Raw genomic sequence first — 19,880 nt, forward strand, 5'->3', positions numbered from 1 at the left:
TAAGACGAAAGGGTAACATCGGGGAATCTCCTTTGGTTTTTGGATAAAGTGAAACTATGGAGATACCCCGATTGAATCCTTACTTTCAAGTGATTCTCAGAAATTCTTTTTCATGAGGTCTATAGTTCAGCGATAGCTTCTTAGGCTATCGCTGAAGCGAGGCTGGATTACCAAATTTCATCTGCAATCATCACCCCTGAGATTGACTGAGGTGTAAAGCTTTTTCTCAGGACGCAATGACGAACCATTTCTGTTTTTCCCCGATGTATTTTTTTCGCGTATCCTGCACGCGGACTTTCAATTGATACGTGCCGGGCTTGAGATTATTGAGTTTAAACTGCTGTGACACATTAATGGCTTTGGCATCCCGGTCATCCATCACTGAAGCAATGTCAGTCCAAGGTGTTTGCAGAATCACTTTGTTATCCTGCGCGAACTCCACCTGCATTCGCAGATTCGCAACCTCCGGCGCATTGTAGATTTTAAAGCCGTATGACAGGACATCCGTGCTGCTATAGATGATTTCGCCCTGTCTGGAAACCTTCTGCAACACCTCGGTCTGATTCGTCGGTTGCGGTTGCGCGGTGATTAATAGCAAATCGCTAAGCGTCAGATTGCCTTTTTTCAAATCCGGAACTTCAACCCAGAGAGATGTCGACCCCACTCTTTGAGTGTGGGTTTCCAGCAAACCAATACGAATGTTGTAGGTTCCCGGCTCAAGTTCCAGCCGCCTTGCCGATTTAAAGCCATTACGTTTTGCCAACTCGAATTGCGCCGGCGTAATCTGCCCCTTCATCTGTTCATTGATCGTTTTAATCACTTTGCCGGAAGTATTCAGCACTGCCACCCCAAGTTCGGCGTCAAAGAGTCGCGCGTCGTTTTGCATCAGGAAATCAAAAGAAACCGGATCGGCATAAATCGAAAGCGAAACCTGCGCTTTATCACCTTCGAGTTCGATAAAGTCTGCGGTTGCCGCAACCCCGAGGGCGTTGACCGATAGTGGCGCAGTCATCGCTTTGATTAATTGCTGTCGCGGCGTCAAGGTTTCTTCTTCGTTCTTGAAATCGGCGGGCAGATAGCCGCGCTGGGCGCGCACTTTATAGTCATCATGGTTTTTGACGCGGACTTTGATTTTGCGAAATTTATTTTCTGCCTCCGTGTTTGAGGAATAGTAATCCAGCGCGTAATAGATGCTGTTTTCATCAAGCGCCTGCTGCAAACCGATGTTCAGATTATTCGTGTTGAAGAGCGCCTTGCCGCCAGTGTCCGCAGCTAGAGCGTTGAGACCGTTTTCACTATCTCGCGCCGACATTCCCATATAGGTTGAAAAGGATGGCGGCGGCATAAATGTCCCAACAGACGCATCACCAAAGACATCAGGTTGTAGTCCTTTGGCGTTGAAGGCGTAGAAGACGACTCCTGAACGGACGGCGCGGCTGACCACGGTTTGTACGGCAGATAAATCCGCTTCACCCCCGTAACCCATCATCGTAAAACCATCAGAAAAGAGTGCCAGAATCTTCTGACCGGGCATCCCCTGTAACCGCTCGGTCACTGACCTGAGCGTGGACAGAGTCATTTGCCGCCGCCGGATTCCCTCCATCAACACCTCTTTAGCCCGACCGGTTATCGCTACTTCATCGGCTGAACTCATTTGATAGATGAACGGATCGATTTCCTCGAACTCTTGGCCACAGGGTCGCCCTTGTTCTTCTCTCACGATGCAGAGCGCCAGTACCTTTGCTGCCCGATCACTTGCCAGTACACGAGCAGCCAGCAATGGGGTGTAAAATCGCACACGAGTGTCGGGTTGCCACGGCGCAATTTTGTCAATCAGACGATTGAGCAGTTGGCGGTCGCGCGTGAACTGTTCGTAGATGCCAAGCGAAGCCGTAGTCGTCACCAGCGCAACTTGATCGTCTTCGGAAAGCGAGGTGGCGACAAATTTCTTGAGTTCCTGTCTCAACAGATACAGGCTTGAAAACGACAGGTTCACTGTGTCGACGAAAAGCACAACCGTATGCCCGCCGCTACTGCCTGGTTTGGAGGCAGTGGGTTGTGAATTTTTTATCGAATCGCTTCCGGTAGATGCGGCGGCGCGTGATAGCTTGCCGGTGCGTTCAAGCGAAAAGAAACTGATTTGCTGTGGGCGATCATTTTCAAGAACTTCAAAATCTTCTTTCGTCAAGTTCTCAATAATGTTGCCATTTTTATCGGTCACCACAGCGCGTACATTAATCAGTTCGGTTTTAAGCTTTACCACCGACTCCTGATCTTTTTTCGCGTCCTGGGCAAAAAGCCGAATTGCCAACAGGTGGCTGGCAGAGAGGAGAAAAAGCAGGCAAACGACTGCCGGCAGTTTCAAATGTGTCATAACTGCAGGGTTCCTTTAATCAAGTAGATTTTCCACTGACGGTACTGCCTTTTGAAGGACGATGAATTCGCTCAGGCAAAAGTTGCCTGCACGATATATCAAACGAACCTATTTAGAATCTGCCATACAAGCAATACTTACAAAATCCTAATGGTGATAAAAGCAGTGATTCATCAGTATCTTGAGAGTAAGCGGGCAATCAGTCACGAATTTTACTAGGTTTCGCGACAGCTTGCCAATTGGCAGATGCATAGCTCGTCATCTCGCCCTGCAAGGTTTTGATGGTTATGAAAGCTGCAACATTTTTTGTCGCGTTAATCAATCGCAAACCTTCGTCTTTGCCAAGAACGCTTACCGCCGTAGCGAGCGCATCGGAATCTATGCCGCGTCGCGCGACAACCGTGACACTGCTTTGCCCTTGAATACCGACGCCGGTGCGCGGGTCAACAATATGTGAATAGCGAACGCCATCAAATTCGACAAACTGTTCAGCATCGCCCGATGTTGAAACCGCGGCGTTAGAGAGTAAGAGTTGGGTTTTATTTTGCAAGTTGTTGGCTTGCAAAGTTGCGACTTCAATCACCCATCCCGATTGTCCGGGCGGCGACTGACCGATGACGATGTCACCTCCCGCGGCAACTAAAGCACTGCGAATGCCCAATCGTTTTAAAATCTCTAGGGCTTCGTCAGCGGCAAAACCTTTGGCGATGCCGCCTAAATCCAAAAGCACGCCTTCGCGGTCAAGCCAGGCGGATTGCGTCTTTGCATCGAGATGGAGTTTTTTGAAGCCTGTGAGAGCTAACGCTTGTGTGAGTTTTTCTTTATCGGGCATTTGATGCGTGCGGCGCGCGCGTCGCCACAAACGTGTGACTGCGCCGATTGTTATATCAAATGCGCCATTGGTTTTTGCCGCGAGCCTTTGCGAGTAATCGAGAACGCGAAATAAATCATAGCTGATTCTCAGGGGACGATTGATGGCTTGATGGGAAAGGGTGTTTAGCTCACTGGCTTGCTGATAATCGCTCATGATAGCATCCAAACGCGCGATGCGGTTAAATGCGGCTTGCTTAGCGCGACCAGCGATTTGATGATTTGCCGCATACATCACAATTTTAAACTGTGTACCCATGTGAATTTCAGTGAATTCAAATCGCCGGGGTGTGATCGTATAACCGTAAATATTGAGAATCAGCAGGCACATCAGCGCGACAGAGATTCTTTTCAGCACCGCAATCATCGAATTTTTAATAGCAATGAATCAGAGCATGAAGCAAATCCGTTTGGTCTTAATCATCAGTTTATTTTTCGCGTTGGTCAGTGGGCTAAATGCCGGTAACTTTCGCCAGAGTTTTGCCGCAGTTGAGGCACAAGTCTCAACCAAGCCGTCCGATATGAAGCCGTACACGGAAACCGTTCCAGGCAACCGCGTGAAATTCGATATGGTGGCAATTCCCGGCGGCACATTTCAACTTGGCAGTCCGGCGAGCGAAACTGGACGTGGCGCAGATGAAGGGCAGCAGGTTGAAGTTAAAATTCAACCGTTCTGGATGGGCGCGATGGAAGTGACCTGGGACGAATATGATGTTTTTGCTTTCTCGCAGGATATTCCGAAAAAACCAACGCCGGAACCGCAGCCAACAGCAAGTGATGCGGTTACGCGCCCGACGCCGCCTTATGCCGATGAATCGTTTGGCTATGGCAAAGGGCGTCAACCGGCAATCAGCATTACGCATCATGCGGCGATGGAATACTGCCGATGGCTTACTGAAAAAACCGGCAAACTTTATCGCTTGCCCACCGAAGCCGAATGGGAATACGCTTGTCGCGCCGGTTCAAAGACTGCTTACGCCTTTGGCGATGATGCTAAAAAATTAGCAGAGTACGGTTGGTTTGCCGATAATTCGGAAGGCGCGCCGCATCCGGTTGGCAAGAAGAAGGCGAATCCCTGGGGGTTATACGATATGCACGGCAATGTCGCCGAGTGGTGTCTGGATGCCTATGCAAAAGATTTTTACAGCACGTTGAAAGCAGGCGTGGTTGAGCCTGTGTTGGTTCCGACAGAAAGGCGTTATCCGAATGTGGTACGTGGCGGGTCATGGGATGACGATGCGGACAAATTGCGAAGCGCGGCGCGGCAATACTCGAAAAAAGAGTGGAGCAAGCGCGACCCGCAACGTCCGCAAAGCATCTGGTGGCACACCGACGCACTCACTATCGGTTTTCGCATCGTTCATCCGCTTGATGAACAAGAGATTTTGAAAGGATTGAAATCCAAGGTGACTCGCCAGAGTCCCGATTAAACAATGGTCTTTAGTTATTAATTGCCGGATATTGTCAGGCGATGCCTTGAAACTGGCTCTCAGAGTCAGTTTCAAGGCATTGGTCTGGAAATTAAGGGCTACAGTCCAAAGGGTTGAAAAGGAGAAGATATGGAAAATTCTAATGATAAAAATCCATCGCGCAGAGATTTTTTGAAAACCTCTGCCGTTGCTATCGGCGCAACTGTCGCGACCAATCTAATCAACAACGCTGCCTATGCGGCAGGAAGCGATGAAATTCGCATCGGCTTAATTGGTTGCGGCGGACGCGGCACCGGTGCAGTTGACAATGCTTTCAATGCAGCGCAAGGCGTTAAACTGGTTGCGATGGGCGATGCTTTTAAAGACCGAATAGAAAGTTGCAAAGCGGAACTTGGCAAGAAGAATGCCGATAAAATCAATGTGCCCAATGACCGTATGTTTGTTGGTTTTGATGCTTATGAAAAAGTCATCAACACCAAAGAGGTCAATTACATTATCCTGGCAACCCCGCCGGGCTTTCGTCCTACACATTTGAAGGCAGCGGTCGCTGCCGGCAAAAATATTTTCACGGAAAAACCAGTAGCGGTCGATGGACCAGGGATTCGCAGCGTGCTTGAAACCTATGAACAAGCGAAAGCAAAAGGCTTGGCGATTGCTGCCGGTACACAGCGTCGCCACCAGACCGGCTACCTGGAAACCATGAAATTGATTCACGATGGTGCTATTGGTGAAATTGTTGCCGCGCGCTGTTACTGGAATCAAGGCGGTTTGTGGAAGAAAGATCGCCAGCCGGGATGGAGCGATATGGAATGGCAATTGCGCAACTGGCTCTATTTTACCTGGCTTTCAGGCGATCATATCGTCGAACAACACGTCCACAACATTGATGTAGTCAATTGGGCGATGCAAGCGCATCCGGTGTCGGCAACCGGAATGGGCGGTCGACAATCCCGCACTTCGCCGGATTACGGACACATTTTCGACCACTTTGCCATTGATTACGAATACGAAAATGGTATGCACCTGATGAGTATGTGCCGTCAGGTGGTTGGTGCGGATGGCAACGTTTCCGAAGCTCTGGTTGGCACTAAAGGCAAATGTCAGGTGAATCGTTATCAAATCACCGGCGCAAATCCTTGGCGAATGGAGCGTAAACAAGGCGACGATCCAGACCCCTATGTCAAAGAACATACCGATTTAATCGCCAGCATTCGCACCGCCAAACCAATTAACGAGCTTAAAAATGTTGCCGAAAGCACCCTTTCGGCAATTATGGGCAGAATGTCTGCCTATACCGGCAAAGTCGTAACCTGGGAAAAGGCGTTGAATTCTCAAGAGAGTCTGGTGCCGGCTAAACTTGATTGGGGACCGATTGCGGTTCCGGCAATTGCAATTCCCGGTCAAACCGTTCTCAGCTAATCTTACTTTAAGAGGTGGTGAACCTTTCGTGAGTAGAAGATAATCACCACCTCCAGCTTTTTTTGCCGCAACTCTTTCATCAAATCAAGCAGAAAAAAGAGTTAATGTTTATCTCAAAAACTTGAAAAAGGTTCCTTGGTAAAAATATTTTTCTGCTCTGGAGAAAAGAAATAACTTGTTTTATTGAAGGATTTACGCAGTGATAGTGAAAGTAACTTGAGAGCTTGATGTATTACTTTAACTTTTTTCTTGCATCTAGTGTAGGTATGTGATATAACCTCGACCCATAAACAACACCGCTTTATGTTCCTGCCATAAAGCGGCGTTGTTTCAGCAGTGCGCTGGATATGGAACATTCAGAAAGGGGGCTACTGGATGTTCAAGGGGGCTTGTCGATTCGACGATCTAGCGTACTGCATCATCATATCTTCGCTTCCTCGACAAGTCAATTACATCTTTCCAAACACCCAAATTAGTTACGAGATTTGCAAAATCGGCTAATTTTGCTTAAACATACAGCGTTGCCATCATTATTTGGGAGGAATTTCAGTGAGAGCGGTTATTCAACGGGTAAAAAGCGCCTGTGTCGAGGTAGATGAACAAATCGTAGGCAAAATTGCTCAAGGTTTATTGGTTCTGCTGGGGGTAGCTCGCGATGACACGCAGGCAGATGCCGATTATTTACTGGATAAAACCCTAAATTTGCGCATCTTTAACGATGAAGAGGGAAAAATGAACCGCTCTGTTCTTGACGCCGGTGGCGCACTGCTGGTGGTTTCGCAATTTACGCTTTACGGCGATGCGCGTAAAGGCCGTCGACCTTCTTATATTGAAGCCGCAGAACCTGAACGAGCGAATGCTTTGTATGAATACATTATTTCTGAGGCGAGGAAAAAGGGCTTAGCTGTGGAAACGGGCGTGTTTCAAGCGATGATGCAGGTCAATCTAATAAATGACGGGCCGGTGACTATATTGCTTGATAGTCGTAAAAATTTTTAAGGGCTGAGAGTGATAGGCTCTCAGCCCTTAAAATATGAAACGCTAGCACAACTGATTAAGCGTTGGCATTACCGGGCACCGGCGGGATGATTGGATTCAGCACGGAAGGTTTCGGTTCCGTCTTGGGTTTGTCTTCCCGTATGGATGAAGACGGTGTCGTATCATCATCAAGCGGAAGCCCCGCAATCAAGCGACGAATCTGCACCCCATCAAGCGATTCACGTTCAAGCAGGGATTCTGAAAGTCTGATCATGGCGTCCTTGTTTTCCAAAATAATCTGCTTGGCGCGATTATATTGTTCAGTGACGATGCGTTTGACTTCCTGATCGATTCTAATCGCCGTATCTTCGCTGTAATCCTGATGCTGAGCGATTTCGCGTCCAAGGAAAATCTGCTCTTCCTTTTTGCCAAAAGTGATTGGCCCAAGGCTCGACATTCCGAATTCGCAAACCATCTTGCGCGCCAGTTCCGTTGCGCGTTCAATGTCATTTGAAGCACCGGTGGTGACGTGATTGAGGAAAATCTCTTCGGCAATTCGACCACCCATTAAAATGGCAATCTGCCCTTCGAGATAATCTTTGGTATGTGAATAACGGTCGGCTTCCGGCAGTTGCATGGTGACACCGAGCGCCATGCCGCGCGGAATAATCGAAACTTTATGCACCGGGTCGGCATTAGGAACTTTAATGCCAACCATTGTGTGACCGGCTTCGTGATAGGCAGTGTTGCGTTTCTCTTCGTTTGACATCACGATGGAGCGCCGTTCGGAACCCATCAATACTTTATCTTTTGCCCATTCAAAATCGAGCATCGAAACCGCTTTGCGATTATAACGGGCAGCGTTGAGCGCCGCTTCGTTCACGAGATTCGCCAAATCCGCGCCGGTAAATCCAGGCGTGCTGCGGGCAATGACGTTAATATCGACATCTTCACCAAGCGGGATTTTGCGTGTATGCACGGCAAGGATGCCTTCGCGCCCTTTCACATCAGGACGATTAACCACGACGCGACGGTCAAAACGTCCAGGTCTGAGTAGCGCCGGATCGAGCACATCCGGGCGGTTCGTCGAAGCAATCAAAATTACTCCGTCGTTTGATTCAAAACCATCCATCTCAACGAGCAATTGGTTGAGCGTTTGTTCGCGTTCATCGTGTCCGCCGCCAAGACCTGCGCCACGATGCCGACCAACCGCATCAATTTCGTCAATGAAAATAATGCACGGCGCATTCTTTTTGCCCTGTTCAAACAAATCACGCACGCGGGAAGCGCCAACACCTACGAACATTTCAACGAAATCCGAACCGGAAATCGAAAAGAACGGCACGTTGGCTTCACCGGCGATGGCGCGTGCAAGCAGGGTCTTGCCGGTGCCCGGAGGTCCCATCAACAAAACGCCTTTGGGAATGCGTCCACCAAGTTTTTGGAATTTCTGCGGCTCTTTCAAAAATTCAATAATCTCTTGTAATTCTTCTTTGGCTTCTTCAACGCCCGCGACATCCTTGAAGGTGACGCGCTTTTGCTGATTGCTTAACAATTTGGCGCGGGATTTTCCAAAAGAGAGGGCTTTATTACCGCCCGATTGCATCTGCCGCATCATGAAAATCCAGAGTCCGAGAATCACCAGAATCGGTGCCCAACTGAACAGGCTAAATACCCACTGACTTGATGAAGAACTTTTGATACTGACCTTAATATCTTTAGCGGTCATCTTGTCGACAATATCACGTTGAATAAATTGATTGGTCACCGGGGCTTCAAATTTTTCGCCGGTTGTCAGCTTGCCTGTGAAACCGGAATTCTCTTCAAGCGTTGCTTCTTGAATCTGTACCGGCTGTGCCTCTATTTTTTTAACTAATTCAGTATGGGTGAGGACAACTTCTTTTTGCCCACCTCGGCTTGTGAAAACCGCATAAAGCAGAATCGCGCCGCCGATAATCACCACCCAGAAAATTGCTTGTCTAACTGTTGAATTCAACCTACTACCTCCGAAAATAACGGGTCTTTACCCGATTTCAAATTCTAGCTTACCTACAAATGATGCGCAATCACAGTAAATTTTTAACCCCTCAACGCTTTTCTCACAGCATACGCAAATTCAACTACGGGTTTCATCAGGTATAAGATTCAGAAACCTGTATTTAAAACCTGTACGATGGCAATGCTTGGCATTTGCTCATTGGCTGTAAATTTCAAGGCGGGGGGCAATCCCGGTGACCATACATACTCACCGTCTGATGTTGCCAAAATTAACCACGTTGCTCGACGGCTTGCAGGGATTTTATGGTCAATCATCAGGTTTTTCAACTTTTTAATTTTTGCCTGTCCAACGACGCGAACTTTTTCGCCTGCCTGTCGGGTTCGCAAAATTAAATGGTCGGGCAAGCGTGCATCATCAAGCGCCACCTTGAACCAGTCCATTCCGCTTCGCTCTTTAATTTTCTGATTTTGTCGAATGACTTCCTTTAAATTGGCAATCGGTTGATGGCGGTTAATTTGCAAACGGAATTCACCAGCTTCAATTATTTGTTCCGGCTGATTTAGGTTTACTTCAATAAAAGTTTTTGAGTTGAAATTTTCATCTGGTGTCTGGTGTTTGATTACAACCGGCTTATCGGGTTTGAGCGTTGAAATAAAAACCAGTGAATTAAATTCGCGCCAGACTTCGATGGCATCCATAAGTTGCACATGATCACCGCTCACACCTTCAACAAGTAAGTGTTCAAGCGCCTTGATGTGCGTTGATTCAATAGCTGAAACGGGTGAATGAGGCGGCAATAACTTCTCCTGCGCCTGCTGCGTTGCCGCAATCAATAGTCGTCTTCGCACCCCTTGCGGATGAGGTAAAATTTCTACGATTGATAAGGCAATCCCTTTTTCATTAGGCGCTTCGATGGTTGATGGAATTTGCGCTTTTCCGAGCAATTCAGCGGTTAATTGATTCAGCGCATCATCATCAAGCGCGATAATCTCAGCCGTTTGCGCCAGATGTTCAATGATGCGCGGATTAATCTCACGCAAAACCTTCAGCACTTCGTGGCGGATGCGATTGCGCGTATAATCCAAACTTTCATTCGTTGCATCCAGGCGAAACGCTAAGTGTCGTTTGCGACAATACTGCTCGACCTCTTCACGCGAGATGGCAAGCAATGGGCGAATCAATTTGATTTCCGTGGGCAGCAGGCAGTAAGCATTGGGCAGTTCAAATTGCGGGTGGCGGATGGCAGGTGGCAACTGATGGTTCGCGATGGCGAGCGATGAATCGTTTTGCTGCCGGTTATCTCCTGAATCCTGAATCCTGAATCCGGAATCCTGTTCATCGACGCCGGATACTTCAGACTCATCACGGAATTGATGTGCCGGAATCATCGGACGCATGGATGCCAAGCCGCGAAGCCCTGCGCCGCGTGCGAGCCTCATCAAAAAAGTTTCCGCCTGATCGCTCATCGTGTGACCCGTAGCAATGCGGTTGCAACCGGTTTGCATTGCCGTATCGAGCAAAAATCGGTAACGCGCAAGGCGCGCGGTCTCTTCGACGCCACACCTGGTTGTTTCAGCAAGTTGGTTAATATCTAATGCCGCAACAGTCGCAGGAATCTCCAGTTTGTCAGCAAGTCGTCGGACAAATTCTGCATCTTCGTCCGAAGCTTTGCCGCGAAGTTGATGATTGAGATGCGCGATATGAAGGTTGAATTCCTGCGCATGCTTTCTGTTTTTGCGAAAAGCTTTTTGTAAACGAATGAGGATGTCGAGCAGGGCAATGGAATCGGGACCACCTGAAAGCGCAATGACAATACCCGTTGTTTCTGCGAGCAGGGCGTGAGTTTTAATGAAACTCTGAACTTTTTGAAAGGCGCTTTGGGCTGACATAGGGAAATTATTTTTGCAGCCGAGCCTTTGCGCAACAAGAAAATAATGACGTGATAAAAACGCAGGCAAACTTATATTGACGTTTGAATTACCAAAGCTGGTCTTCGCCTTCGAGCCAGTCTTTGGTCATATCACACCATAAAGCCAACCCTTGCCACTCACCGAAACGCGCGTAAAATCGGGCGATTTTTTTATCCGTGGCGATGCGACCTTTGTTATACATTTTGGCGAATTTGCCGCGCACCCAGGAATCAAGCGCCAGTCCATCATAACGACCCACCAGCCGCAAGAGATTTTCCGCTGCATAAGTGCCGACCCCTTTCACTCGTTTCATTTCGCGTTTGAGTTTTTCGGTCGGTAAATCGCTTGTGAGCCACGCGTCCAAATCAAGCTTGCCGGTGGCAACCTGTTCGGCAATCTCCTGCAAATAGGGCGCGCGATAGCCGGCGCGAATTTTTTCGCGATAAAAACTTTCAGGCATCGCTGCCATGACTTCCGGGGTGGGAAAGGTGCGCGAACCATCTGCTGCGGCTTCACCGAGTTCATTGACCAGTTGATTGACCATTTTATCTGTGAGCGCCCACGAACAATTCGTGGTGCAGACCGTCTTGATTAAATCTTCAAAGACCGACGGCGCGCGCAGCATTCGCCCCGCTCCGGCTTTGGTAATCCAGGCGAAATCCTTATCACTGGCGACCGCTTCATAAAACGAGGACAAATCATCATCGAGCCTGAAGATATGGCGCACATCGCGGATAACTTTGGCTTCGGCGCGTTGGTTCAATTTGCGTGGCAGGTTGACAACGAGGGTGCCGTTGGCTTCCGTGAGGGTGACTTTTATCGGTTTTGCGCCGTTGAGTACAATCACCCGCGTCATCGTCCAACTATCTTTATCCAGCGTGAACGGCGGCAAATCATACCACCCATGACTGATGGCGGTGCGTTTGAAGTTGAATTGCTCAGGGGTTGGAATGGTTATTTGCATAATCTATTTAATCTTCCACAACATTATTGTTCCATTAGAAGTGCCTATTGCTAAATTTTTTCCGTTGAGAGACGATGAAACGCAATTCAGGTATAAATCTTTGCCTATAGGAATTGATTCAGATTTTGTGGAATTAAGATTGAAAATTTTTAATCCGTTTTTTCCGCCGACAGCGGCTATTTTTATTTCGTTGAGAAATGTGGCTGATAAAACTCTGTCTCTATAGTCAGCAAATGTGAATTCTACTTTTCTAGTCCTGACATCCCAAACCATTACGGTTTTATCTTCACTGGCAGCGACTAACTTATTTCCGCTCTTGGAAAATCTCACTGAATAGACCTCACCAATCATGCCGGGAAATTCATCTAATACTTTTTTCTGCTTTGCATCCCAAACAACCACCTTTGCATTACCATTAGCGATAGCGATTAATTTTCCATTAGGAGAAAATGAAACCGACCAGATGTAGTCTTTCTGTTTTGGAAGAGTGGATAAAAGTCTCCCTGTATTTAAATCCCAAAAATTTACCTCTCCGTATGGAAGACAATCCCTACACTCAAATCCTCCGCTTCCGCTGACTAAGGTTTTTCCATCAGGTGAGAAACTAACTGAAAAAACTCTAAAATCATGAGAGTCGGGTGTTTCATGTGGTTGGTGGACGATCAGAGTGCGTTTCGTTTTCCAGGTTCGCACGTCGTGAATTATTATCCTGCCATCATCGTCCGCACTTGCAAGCAATCGCCCATCCGGAGAGAAGGAGATAGAGTTAATTACTCTATCCATATCATATGGCGAAGATTTTAGTAGTTTTCCAGTTTTTACATCAAAGAGAGTAAGCACATTTTCGCCGCCGCAAGCAAGCAATTGCCCGTCAGGTGAAAAGGCTATAGATGCGATTCCTCTCGGAATTTTGATTTTTTTTATGAGTTCAACAGATTGCGTAGAACCATTTGTGGGTGCAATGAAAGTCATTATGATGATTGTGATTCTCAACATCTGGAACCAAGAGGCTGACTTTAATGTAGACATACATGCCTCACCCTTTACGTATGGTCGAATCTAATATTTACTTTTTATATGAAACGCGCATCACGGTTTTGATATTGCCGCGCACATTGAAATCGCCTTCAATATCTACCCACAACGGGTCGCAGGCTTTTACGAAGTCATCGAGAATTTTGTTCATCACATGCTCGTGGAAAATTTTGACGTTGCGAAATGAGTTGATATAGAGCTTCAACGATTTCAATTCGATGCATCGTTCATTGGGCGCGTAATCAATTTTGATAGTGGCGAAATCCGGGAAATCCGAAAACGGGCAGATTGCCGTGAATTCCGGACAGATGAATGAGATGCGCGTCTCTTTGCCGACATATTGGTAAGCGAAGGTTTCAAGCGGAACGAGGTTCATCTCTTCGGTTGGCGTTTCTTCAATTATCAAGCCTAAATTTTCAATTACTTCGGTGGTCATCTTTTCTCCTTTTTCCGCTCGTCTTTGAGCGGTTTTAGACTGATTGCACAATCAGGTTTCAGGATGTGGCTATCCGTTCAGTTTCAGCGCATAAAAACAAATGGTTAGTGTAGCAGCAAGAAATCACCCGCAGCAATTCGCATGAATCAGTTGCCGTCAAGCGCCAATGTCGGGACTAATTGGTTTCTCCGCTATCGAAGAGGTTGATTGCAGGCGTGAGGGGTCGGGTTTCCCCGCTAAGCAATCGCAGGAACAAATAAATCAACAGTGAGCCAATGAAAACGCCTGGCAAAAATATCCAGTAGGAAATGACACCGAGAATCGCAAAGTTTTGCGCGACGCCGACAACCACCAGACAAATTGAATTGGCAAAAAAGATAATCATCGAACGCGCCGATTGCTGCCCTTTCTGGTATTTGCGCGACAGCGGCAGGATTTCGCGCCGTAAAAATGACAACATCGCCAGCGACGGCGCAAGCATGACCCACGGCGCAATGATGAGAAAAGCGTGCAAGGCATTGCGCCAGATCAGCGCGTAGAGCAGAAACAGAATCACCGCGCCCGGCAACCCGAAATAAATGAAAGTCGCTTTTCTGAGACCTTGATGAATGTGGCTTAAATTTTCTACAGGCGCGACGCGAAAAATATAAGCCGCCTGGTAGTGCTCCGAAAACAGCAGCACTTCGATTGCCGACATCATCACAAACGAAATCATCGCGCCGCCAACCAGCGCGCCAAAAGTATAACTGGTATTGTAAAACGGGTCTGAAAGCTCTTCACTGATCAGTCCAAGCAACGGAAAGATGATGAAGTAGGCAAAGGTCGGATAGAGGCGGATTTTGATTTCGCGGTCACGTTTGATGTAACTTGCCACCAGATCGAACACCGCGCGTTCGACCGGATAACGCAAAAAAAGTGCTTTGATTTTTCCAAATTTTTCCGCACGTGAAAGTTGTACTGCCTCAGCAGCCGACCTGAAAGGTTGGGGCTTTACTTCGACATAGTTTGAAGAATCAAATGCCAGGCGGGAAACGAAAGTTGCATAACCACCGGCAATTTTCCTTAACGCAATAAACCCGACAATCGACAAAATCAGCAAGCCTGTCAGGGTAAGCGCCAGTGAAAAGGTGTTGACTTTGCCCATCAGCAAAAGCGTCAACCCGACGAACCAGGCAGGCGGATAAAGCAGATAGTAATAAAAATAATCGCGTGAGGCTTGATTGATATTGATTTGAAATTTATCCATCAAACGCGGCAGCAGTTGATAGCTCAGAATAAACAAAATCGTCAAAGCGGTTTGCGCATAGGCGATGATGTTGTTGAATTTCTCTTTATCAACATAGCGCATCAGCAGACCATAACTGGTCACCACCAGCACGGTCGCAAACACCGCAATTAAAAAAGCCGATACGATATGCGCGAAAACGAAAGCCACGCTTGAACCTCTTGCCCATACGCCAAAAATCGTCGGGAAAAAATTGACCGCGGTGGCAAGCAACAAGGCGAATAAAAACAGGTTCAAGGTTTTGGCGACAAACAGGGTGCGCGAAGTAATCGGCAGATGCCCGATGATGTCGGGTTCGTTTTCATTAAATATCACATTGCCCGATTCGGTAATCACTGCCAGCGCAATCAATGCGAAGGTGTAGCTTGAAGCAATCAGCGAAAACAGAAAAACATCCGCGCCGGTTAGGACGAAAAAGCCGATGATTAACCCCGATAACACATACATCAAGAGAATCGAAAGCAGGGCGCGATTTGAAGTGAAGGTCTCTTTGCCCTGTTGCCCGAAAGATTTGCTACTGCGTAAATCCAGTTTGAGGTACACGCCGAGCAGGGTTTTCAGTTGGCGCACATCAATGCCTTGTTTTTCGAGAAAGGTCACAGGTGAAAATTAAAATGAAAAGGTTTTGGAAAATTCTTCGGCGCGTTCTTCGAGATTGCTGTGCGCCGTCAATTTGTTAAAGATGCGCTCAAGCGAGCCTTCGCCGCTTGCCGCCTGCAATTCAGAGAGCGTGCCATCGGCAACCACACGCCCTTTATCAATGATAATAATGCGGTCACAGGTGCGCTCGACAACATCGAGAATATGCGAACAATAAAAAATGGTTTTGCCTTCGCCGGCTAAATTTTTAATCAACGTTTTGAACATCAACTGCGTGCTGGCGTCCAGTCCGTTCAACGGTTCATCAAAAAAAATCACTCGCGGGTTATGAATCAAGGCGGCGGAGATCACCATCTTTTGTCGCATGCCTTTCGAGTAAGCCGAAAGTAATTTGTGGCGGAGCGTATCTTCACCGAGTTCAAAAAAATCGCCGAATTTCAGTATGCGGTCGTTAATGAGCGCGTCATCCAATCCGTAAAGCCTGCCAACCATTTCCAGGTATTCGCGTCCGGTCAAGGTTTCATAGACCGCGCCGGAATCGGGCACATAGCCGATGATTTTTTTTACCGCGAGGTTATCGCGCACCGTGTCGAGACCATAAACTTCCGCGCGTCCGGCAGTCGGCGCGAGCATCCCTGTGAGCATTTTGACGGTGGTGGATTTGCCTGCGCCATTCGGGCCGAGATAGCCGACCAGTTGACCCGAAGGAATTTGCAGGCTGATATGGTCAACCGCGAGTTGCGCGTTGGTGAAACTTTGCGGGTCGCCGTAAACTTTTGTCAGTTGGTCAAGGACTATCATAATTTCAACGCCGATGGTTAATAGGGACGGTAATAATCATCATCTTCGTCGCGGCGGTAAACCGGAACTTTCGGCGGACGTTTTTTGCGAAACAGAAATGATAGCACGAGTCCGGTAACGAATCCGCCGATATGCGCCATGTAGGCGACCCCGCCGCCTCTTTGATGAACGCTTGAGGTGTACTGGCTGAAAATTTGAATGACAATCCAGAAACCCAACACGACAACGGCAGGCACTTCGGTGATGGTTGAAAAGAAACCGAGCGGAACGATGGCGCGCACACGGTTTTTCGGAAACATCACCAGGTATGCGCCGAGCACCCCGGCAATCGCCCCCGATGCGCCGAGATTGGGAATCACTGAAGTCGGGTCAACATAAATTTGCGCGAAGGTGGCGGCAACCCCACAAATCAAATAGAAAAACGCGAAGTTAAAATGTCCGAAATTGTCTTCGATGTTATCACCAAAAATCCACAGATAAAGCATATTGCCGATGATGTGCATCCAGCCGCCATGCATAAACATCGCCGTGAGAATGGTCAACCAGATGGGCGACGGTCCCGGATATTGCGGAATGATGATTTCGCGTGCGTTTCTCGCGGTGACTTCAGCTTGTCCGCCGCGCAAGGTTACTGGCGTTTTTAAATCTTCGCCGGAAGTGATTTCATAAGGCACGACCGAATAGCCATAGGTAAATATTTCGCCGCTTTTGGTTTGCAAAATCTGTTGCAAAAACAGAAAGACCACAACATTGATTGCCACAAAAGCATAAACCACAAACGGGGTCGTCAAACGGTCTGAATTATCGTCACCAATCGGGAAAAGCATGTTCGCTCCAGTAGGCAGTAAGCGGTAGGCAGTTAGGATAGCAATTTGTGCCTCTCGGCTTAATAAGAAATTAGCTTGCAAGACTCAGCAGTGATGATGAAAACTGCCTACTGCCTACTCTCTTTCTATCTTCCGCTCCATTTCAATTTGCTGCGGAGAATTTCAAAATAGTTATGACCCTTTGCCACAATCGTATTAAAGGTTTTTTCACTCTTTCTAATTTCGATTACGTCGCCCACTTTTAATTGGACACTAACCTGCCCGTCTGATGCCAGCATGACTTCCTGTCCATGAGTTTTCAGTTCCAGTTTGATGTCGGCAGTGTCCGGCAAAATCAACGGACGATTGGTGAGGGTGTGCGGGCAAATTGGCGCAATGGCAATCGCGCCGACGCTCGGATAAATAATCGGGCCGCCTGCCGAAAGGTTGTAAGCGGTCGAACCTGTCGGGGTCGCAACAATCAGCCCGTCGGCGCGATAGGTGGTGACCGGCGCATTCGAGGCGGAAAAATCCAGTTCAATCATGCGCGCCAGCGTCGCTTTGTTGACTACCACATCATTGAGCGCCGACCCTGAACCGATAATTTGCGACTGGCGCACCACCTGCCAGTCAATCAGGGTGCGATGGGTGATTTGATATTCACCGCGCAGAAAATTTTCAAGCGCCGGGATGGCTTCTTCAACGCTGAATTCGGTCAGGTAACCGAGGGTTCCGAGATTGATGCCTAAAACCGGTGTGCCGCAACCGCCGATGGCGCGGGCGACACCCAGCATGGTGCCGTCGCCGCCCAGGGCGACAATCAATCCGCAGAGGCTGGCAATCTCTTTTTCACTGGCAGAGTAAGCGTTTTCGGGAATCTCTGTGGCGCGGTCTTTGATGAACAGTTCGATATTTTTATCTGCTGCCCAGGCAGCGATTTCATTGGCTACTTTGGTGGCGCGAGGCTCCTGAGGTTTTATGAACACGCCGATTTTCATCGAACATAACCGCCGCTTCGAGAGTTTGAAGTTCGTTGATACTGTAGCAACCCGCTGTGGAAAAACCAAAGGGCTTCGTGCAGGATATGATTTTTATTCGGAAGCGGCGGCGTGATGTTCCTGAATGACCGGAACCCATAAAACCAGGCGACGTGTGACTTTGACATTGTCCGGTTGCAGACCGATTTCAAACACATCATATTCACCGGCGAGCGTCACATATTCATCATAAAGTTTTTTCAACGCTTCACCGGCTTCCTGTTCGATACGCGCCAAATCTTCGCGCAACTCTGTATCCGCGAGCGTCAGCGGTCCGGTGATGGGTTTGGGTTTTGTTGAGCGAAACACTCTGCCCGCAAGCGTCGAAAACAATTGTGCCAGGCGATTCTCACTTTCAAAGAACCAACGTTGTCGGGTAATCCAGGTGTCGCTGATTTCTTCGGCGCTCACGTCAATCGCCGCATGGCGTTCGCGTATCTGTTCAAGTTGTAACTCGAATTTATTGCGCAAACGTTTGAGTTCCGGTTCGACACGTCCAAGCGCGGCTTCGGCAATGCGCGCGAGAAAATCTTTCAAGTCATCTTCGGGAGCCGAAAACAAACCGAACACCGGATTGAAATAGAGGCGCAGTTTTTCCGCGCGCGCCAGTTTATCAATCAACTCGGTTTCGTACTGCGCGAATTCCGCGAGCGTAGTTTCATAAGTGCCTGGCTCATAATCGATGTTGGCGTTGGCAACCGCCTGATATTTCAACTCTCTATCGGCGGAGATTGCCGGTTTATCCCAGTCAATCGCCAAATCGGATTCCGGTATCCAGGCGCTGTAGTGGCGTTCTTCGGAATGATGCAGTCCGGCTCTGAGGCTGCGAAAATTGACCCGGCATTCAATTAACATTGCCGGTCTGTAGAGCAATCGACTGGCAGAAACTTCTGCGTCTGTGAGGTGCAGCCAAAATTCCTGCGCGTCCTTGATGTGAAGCGGTTTAGGGGCGTCCTTGGTCATAAAACAACCTTTATTCAATTTTAAAAATTTGCAAAGGGATGAAGGCTCAGATTGGCAGAGACCCGTTTGTGCCGGAAACGATAGACTGAACCTGTAAAACTAGCTCGTAACCGTTTCCACAGATTGATTCGAGTCCGGGCGGTAATAAAGAATGCGACCGCAATTTTCACAGGTAATCATCTGGTCACCTTTACGCACATCGCTGAACACCTTGGGACGCACCTTCACCCGACAAGCTGAACAAACGCCATCGCGAATTTCCGAAAGCGCCTGTCCGCGTTTGGCTTTCGACATTCGCTCATAGGTGGCGAGTTGCGATCTGGGAAAACTGGTAATCAAGCCGCTACGTTTGGTGTTCAAATCAATAAGTGCTTGCTCGCATTCCTGGACTTCTTTATCGAGAGTTGCGAGGAATTGATCAACCTCATGGCGTTTTTGTTCAACATCCGGAGCCAGGGTTTTCAACTGTTCATCGAATTTTTCAATCTCTTCGAGACCTTTGAGAATCTCAGTTTCGTAGGTGTTAACCTGTTTTTTGGTAACATCGATTTCACGAAGCGCCGTCGAATATTCCTTTTCATTGGTGACACGCATCAAGTCTTGCTTGAATTTTTCGTGATGTTCCTGGGCGGTAGCGAGGTCGAATTCCAGTTGTTTACGTTCTGCAATTTTTTGCTCGTGTTTAGTCTGTAAAGCCAGGAACTCTGCCGCTTGGGTCTTGAACTCGTTTTCTGCGTTTTCCCGTTCAACAGGTATTTTGGACAACCTGTCGGTAATTCGGATTATTTCAAGGTCAAGTTCCTGGAGCTCAATGAGCTGACTCAATTCTCGGCTCACGGATTCCCTCCATTTTTTTCAGCCGAAGTCTACTATACCCATCGCGGATTCTCAAGCGCCACACAGGAAAAGTGGCACTGCTGGCGAGATTGTTGGAATAAAATTGCCCGAATAAAAATTTCTACGCTAGAATGCC

General features: G+C 48.0%; 17 protein-coding genes. 4 read left to right on the plus strand and 13 right to left on the minus strand.

Annotated features, from left to right (window positions below):
• Positions 1-226 precede the first annotated feature (226 nt).
• Entirely contained in the window at positions 227-2,374 is a 2,148-nt protein-coding gene (locus tag AB1757_30030) for a VWA domain-containing protein (protein ID MEW6131306.1), read from the minus strand.
• A 199-nt stretch (positions 2,375-2,573) separates the two neighbouring features.
• Positions 2,574-3,503 carry an FAD:protein FMN transferase gene (locus AB1757_30035; protein ID MEW6131307.1) on the minus strand — a complete coding sequence of 310 codons (930 nt, stop codon included), beginning with the start codon at positions 3,501-3,503 and terminating at the stop codon, positions 2,574-2,576.
• A 136-nt stretch (positions 3,504-3,639) separates the two neighbouring features.
• On the opposite strand from AB1757_30035, the gene AB1757_30040 reads away from it, so the two are divergent.
• The 3 genes from AB1757_30040 (at position 3,640) to dtd (ending at position 7,092) form a co-directional block, all read left to right on the plus strand.
• Complete coding sequence (locus AB1757_30040; protein ID MEW6131308.1) at positions 3,640-4,674, plus strand: formylglycine-generating enzyme family protein; 1,035 nt, start codon at positions 3,640-3,642, stop codon at positions 4,672-4,674.
• A gap of 129 nt (positions 4,675-4,803) precedes the next feature.
• Complete coding sequence (locus AB1757_30045; protein ID MEW6131309.1) at positions 4,804-6,093, plus strand: Gfo/Idh/MocA family oxidoreductase; 1,290 nt, start codon at positions 4,804-4,806, stop codon at positions 6,091-6,093.
• A 549-nt stretch (positions 6,094-6,642) separates the two neighbouring features.
• Positions 6,643-7,092 carry a D-aminoacyl-tRNA deacylase gene (dtd, locus tag AB1757_30050; GenBank protein ID MEW6131310.1) on the plus strand — a complete coding sequence of 150 codons (450 nt, stop codon included), beginning with the start codon at positions 6,643-6,645 and terminating at the stop codon, positions 7,090-7,092.
• A gap of 55 nt (positions 7,093-7,147) precedes the next feature.
• On the opposite strand, the gene ftsH is transcribed toward dtd, so the two are convergent.
• The 9 genes from ftsH to AB1757_30095 form a co-directional block, all read right to left on the minus strand.
• Positions 7,148-9,067: an ATP-dependent zinc metalloprotease FtsH gene (ftsH, locus tag AB1757_30055; protein ID MEW6131311.1), complete on the minus strand. Its 1,920-nt coding sequence runs from the start codon at positions 9,065-9,067 to the stop codon at positions 7,148-7,150.
• A gap of 149 nt (positions 9,068-9,216) precedes the next feature.
• Complete coding sequence (gene tilS, locus AB1757_30060; protein ID MEW6131312.1) at positions 9,217-10,959, minus strand: tRNA lysidine(34) synthetase TilS; 1,743 nt, start codon at positions 10,957-10,959, stop codon at positions 9,217-9,219.
• An 88-nt stretch (positions 10,960-11,047) separates the two neighbouring features.
• Positions 11,048-11,944 (minus strand): Fe-S cluster assembly protein HesB, encoded by an 897-nt coding sequence (locus AB1757_30065; protein MEW6131313.1) that lies wholly within the window; start codon positions 11,942-11,944, stop codon positions 11,048-11,050.
• Between the two features lie 3 nt (positions 11,945-11,947).
• Positions 11,948-12,973 (minus strand): WD40 repeat domain-containing protein, encoded by a 1,026-nt coding sequence (locus tag AB1757_30070; protein ID MEW6131314.1) that lies wholly within the window; start codon positions 12,971-12,973, stop codon positions 11,948-11,950.
• Between the two features lie 37 nt (positions 12,974-13,010).
• Entirely contained in the window at positions 13,011-13,415 is a 405-nt protein-coding gene (queF, locus tag AB1757_30075) for a preQ(1) synthase (GenBank protein MEW6131315.1), read from the minus strand.
• Positions 13,416-13,590: 175 nt separating this feature from the next.
• Positions 13,591-15,300: a hypothetical protein gene (locus AB1757_30080; GenBank protein MEW6131316.1), complete on the minus strand. Its 1,710-nt coding sequence runs from the start codon at positions 15,298-15,300 to the stop codon at positions 13,591-13,593.
• A 9-nt stretch (positions 15,301-15,309) separates the two neighbouring features.
• Entirely contained in the window at positions 15,310-16,101 is a 792-nt protein-coding gene (locus AB1757_30085) for an ABC transporter ATP-binding protein (protein MEW6131317.1), read from the minus strand.
• A 17-nt stretch (positions 16,102-16,118) separates the two neighbouring features.
• Positions 16,119-16,928 (minus strand): rhomboid family intramembrane serine protease, encoded by an 810-nt coding sequence (locus tag AB1757_30090; protein ID MEW6131318.1) that lies wholly within the window; start codon positions 16,926-16,928, stop codon positions 16,119-16,121.
• Positions 16,929-17,053: 125 nt separating this feature from the next.
• Entirely contained in the window at positions 17,054-17,893 is an 840-nt protein-coding gene (locus AB1757_30095) for an NAD(+)/NADH kinase (protein ID MEW6131319.1), read from the minus strand.
• Here AB1757_30095 and AB1757_30100 point away from each other — a divergent pair.
• Positions 17,886-18,020 carry a hypothetical protein gene (locus tag AB1757_30100; protein ID MEW6131320.1) on the plus strand — a complete coding sequence of 45 codons (135 nt, stop codon included), beginning with the start codon at positions 17,886-17,888 and terminating at the stop codon, positions 18,018-18,020. The genes AB1757_30095 and AB1757_30100 overlap by 8 nt on opposite strands.
• Here AB1757_30100 and AB1757_30105 read toward each other — a convergent pair.
• Both AB1757_30105 and AB1757_30110 read right to left on the minus strand, forming a co-directional pair.
• The gene (locus AB1757_30105) at positions 17,999-18,907 is read right to left on the minus strand and encodes a hypothetical protein (protein ID MEW6131321.1); all 909 of its coding nucleotides are present in this window, start codon (positions 18,905-18,907) and stop codon (positions 17,999-18,001) included. The two genes, AB1757_30100 and AB1757_30105, sit on opposite strands and share 22 nt — an antisense overlap.
• A 99-nt stretch (positions 18,908-19,006) precedes the next feature.
• Positions 19,007-19,672, minus strand: a complete 666-nt coding sequence (locus AB1757_30110; protein MEW6131322.1) for a C4-type zinc ribbon domain-containing protein — start codon at positions 19,670-19,672, stop codon at positions 19,007-19,009.
• Positions 19,673-19,880 lie beyond the last annotated feature (208 nt).

It is taken from the genome of Acidobacteriota bacterium (assembly GCA_040754075.1).
In the GTDB taxonomy this organism is placed as follows: domain Bacteria; phylum Acidobacteriota; class Blastocatellia; order UBA7656; family UBA7656; genus JBFMDH01.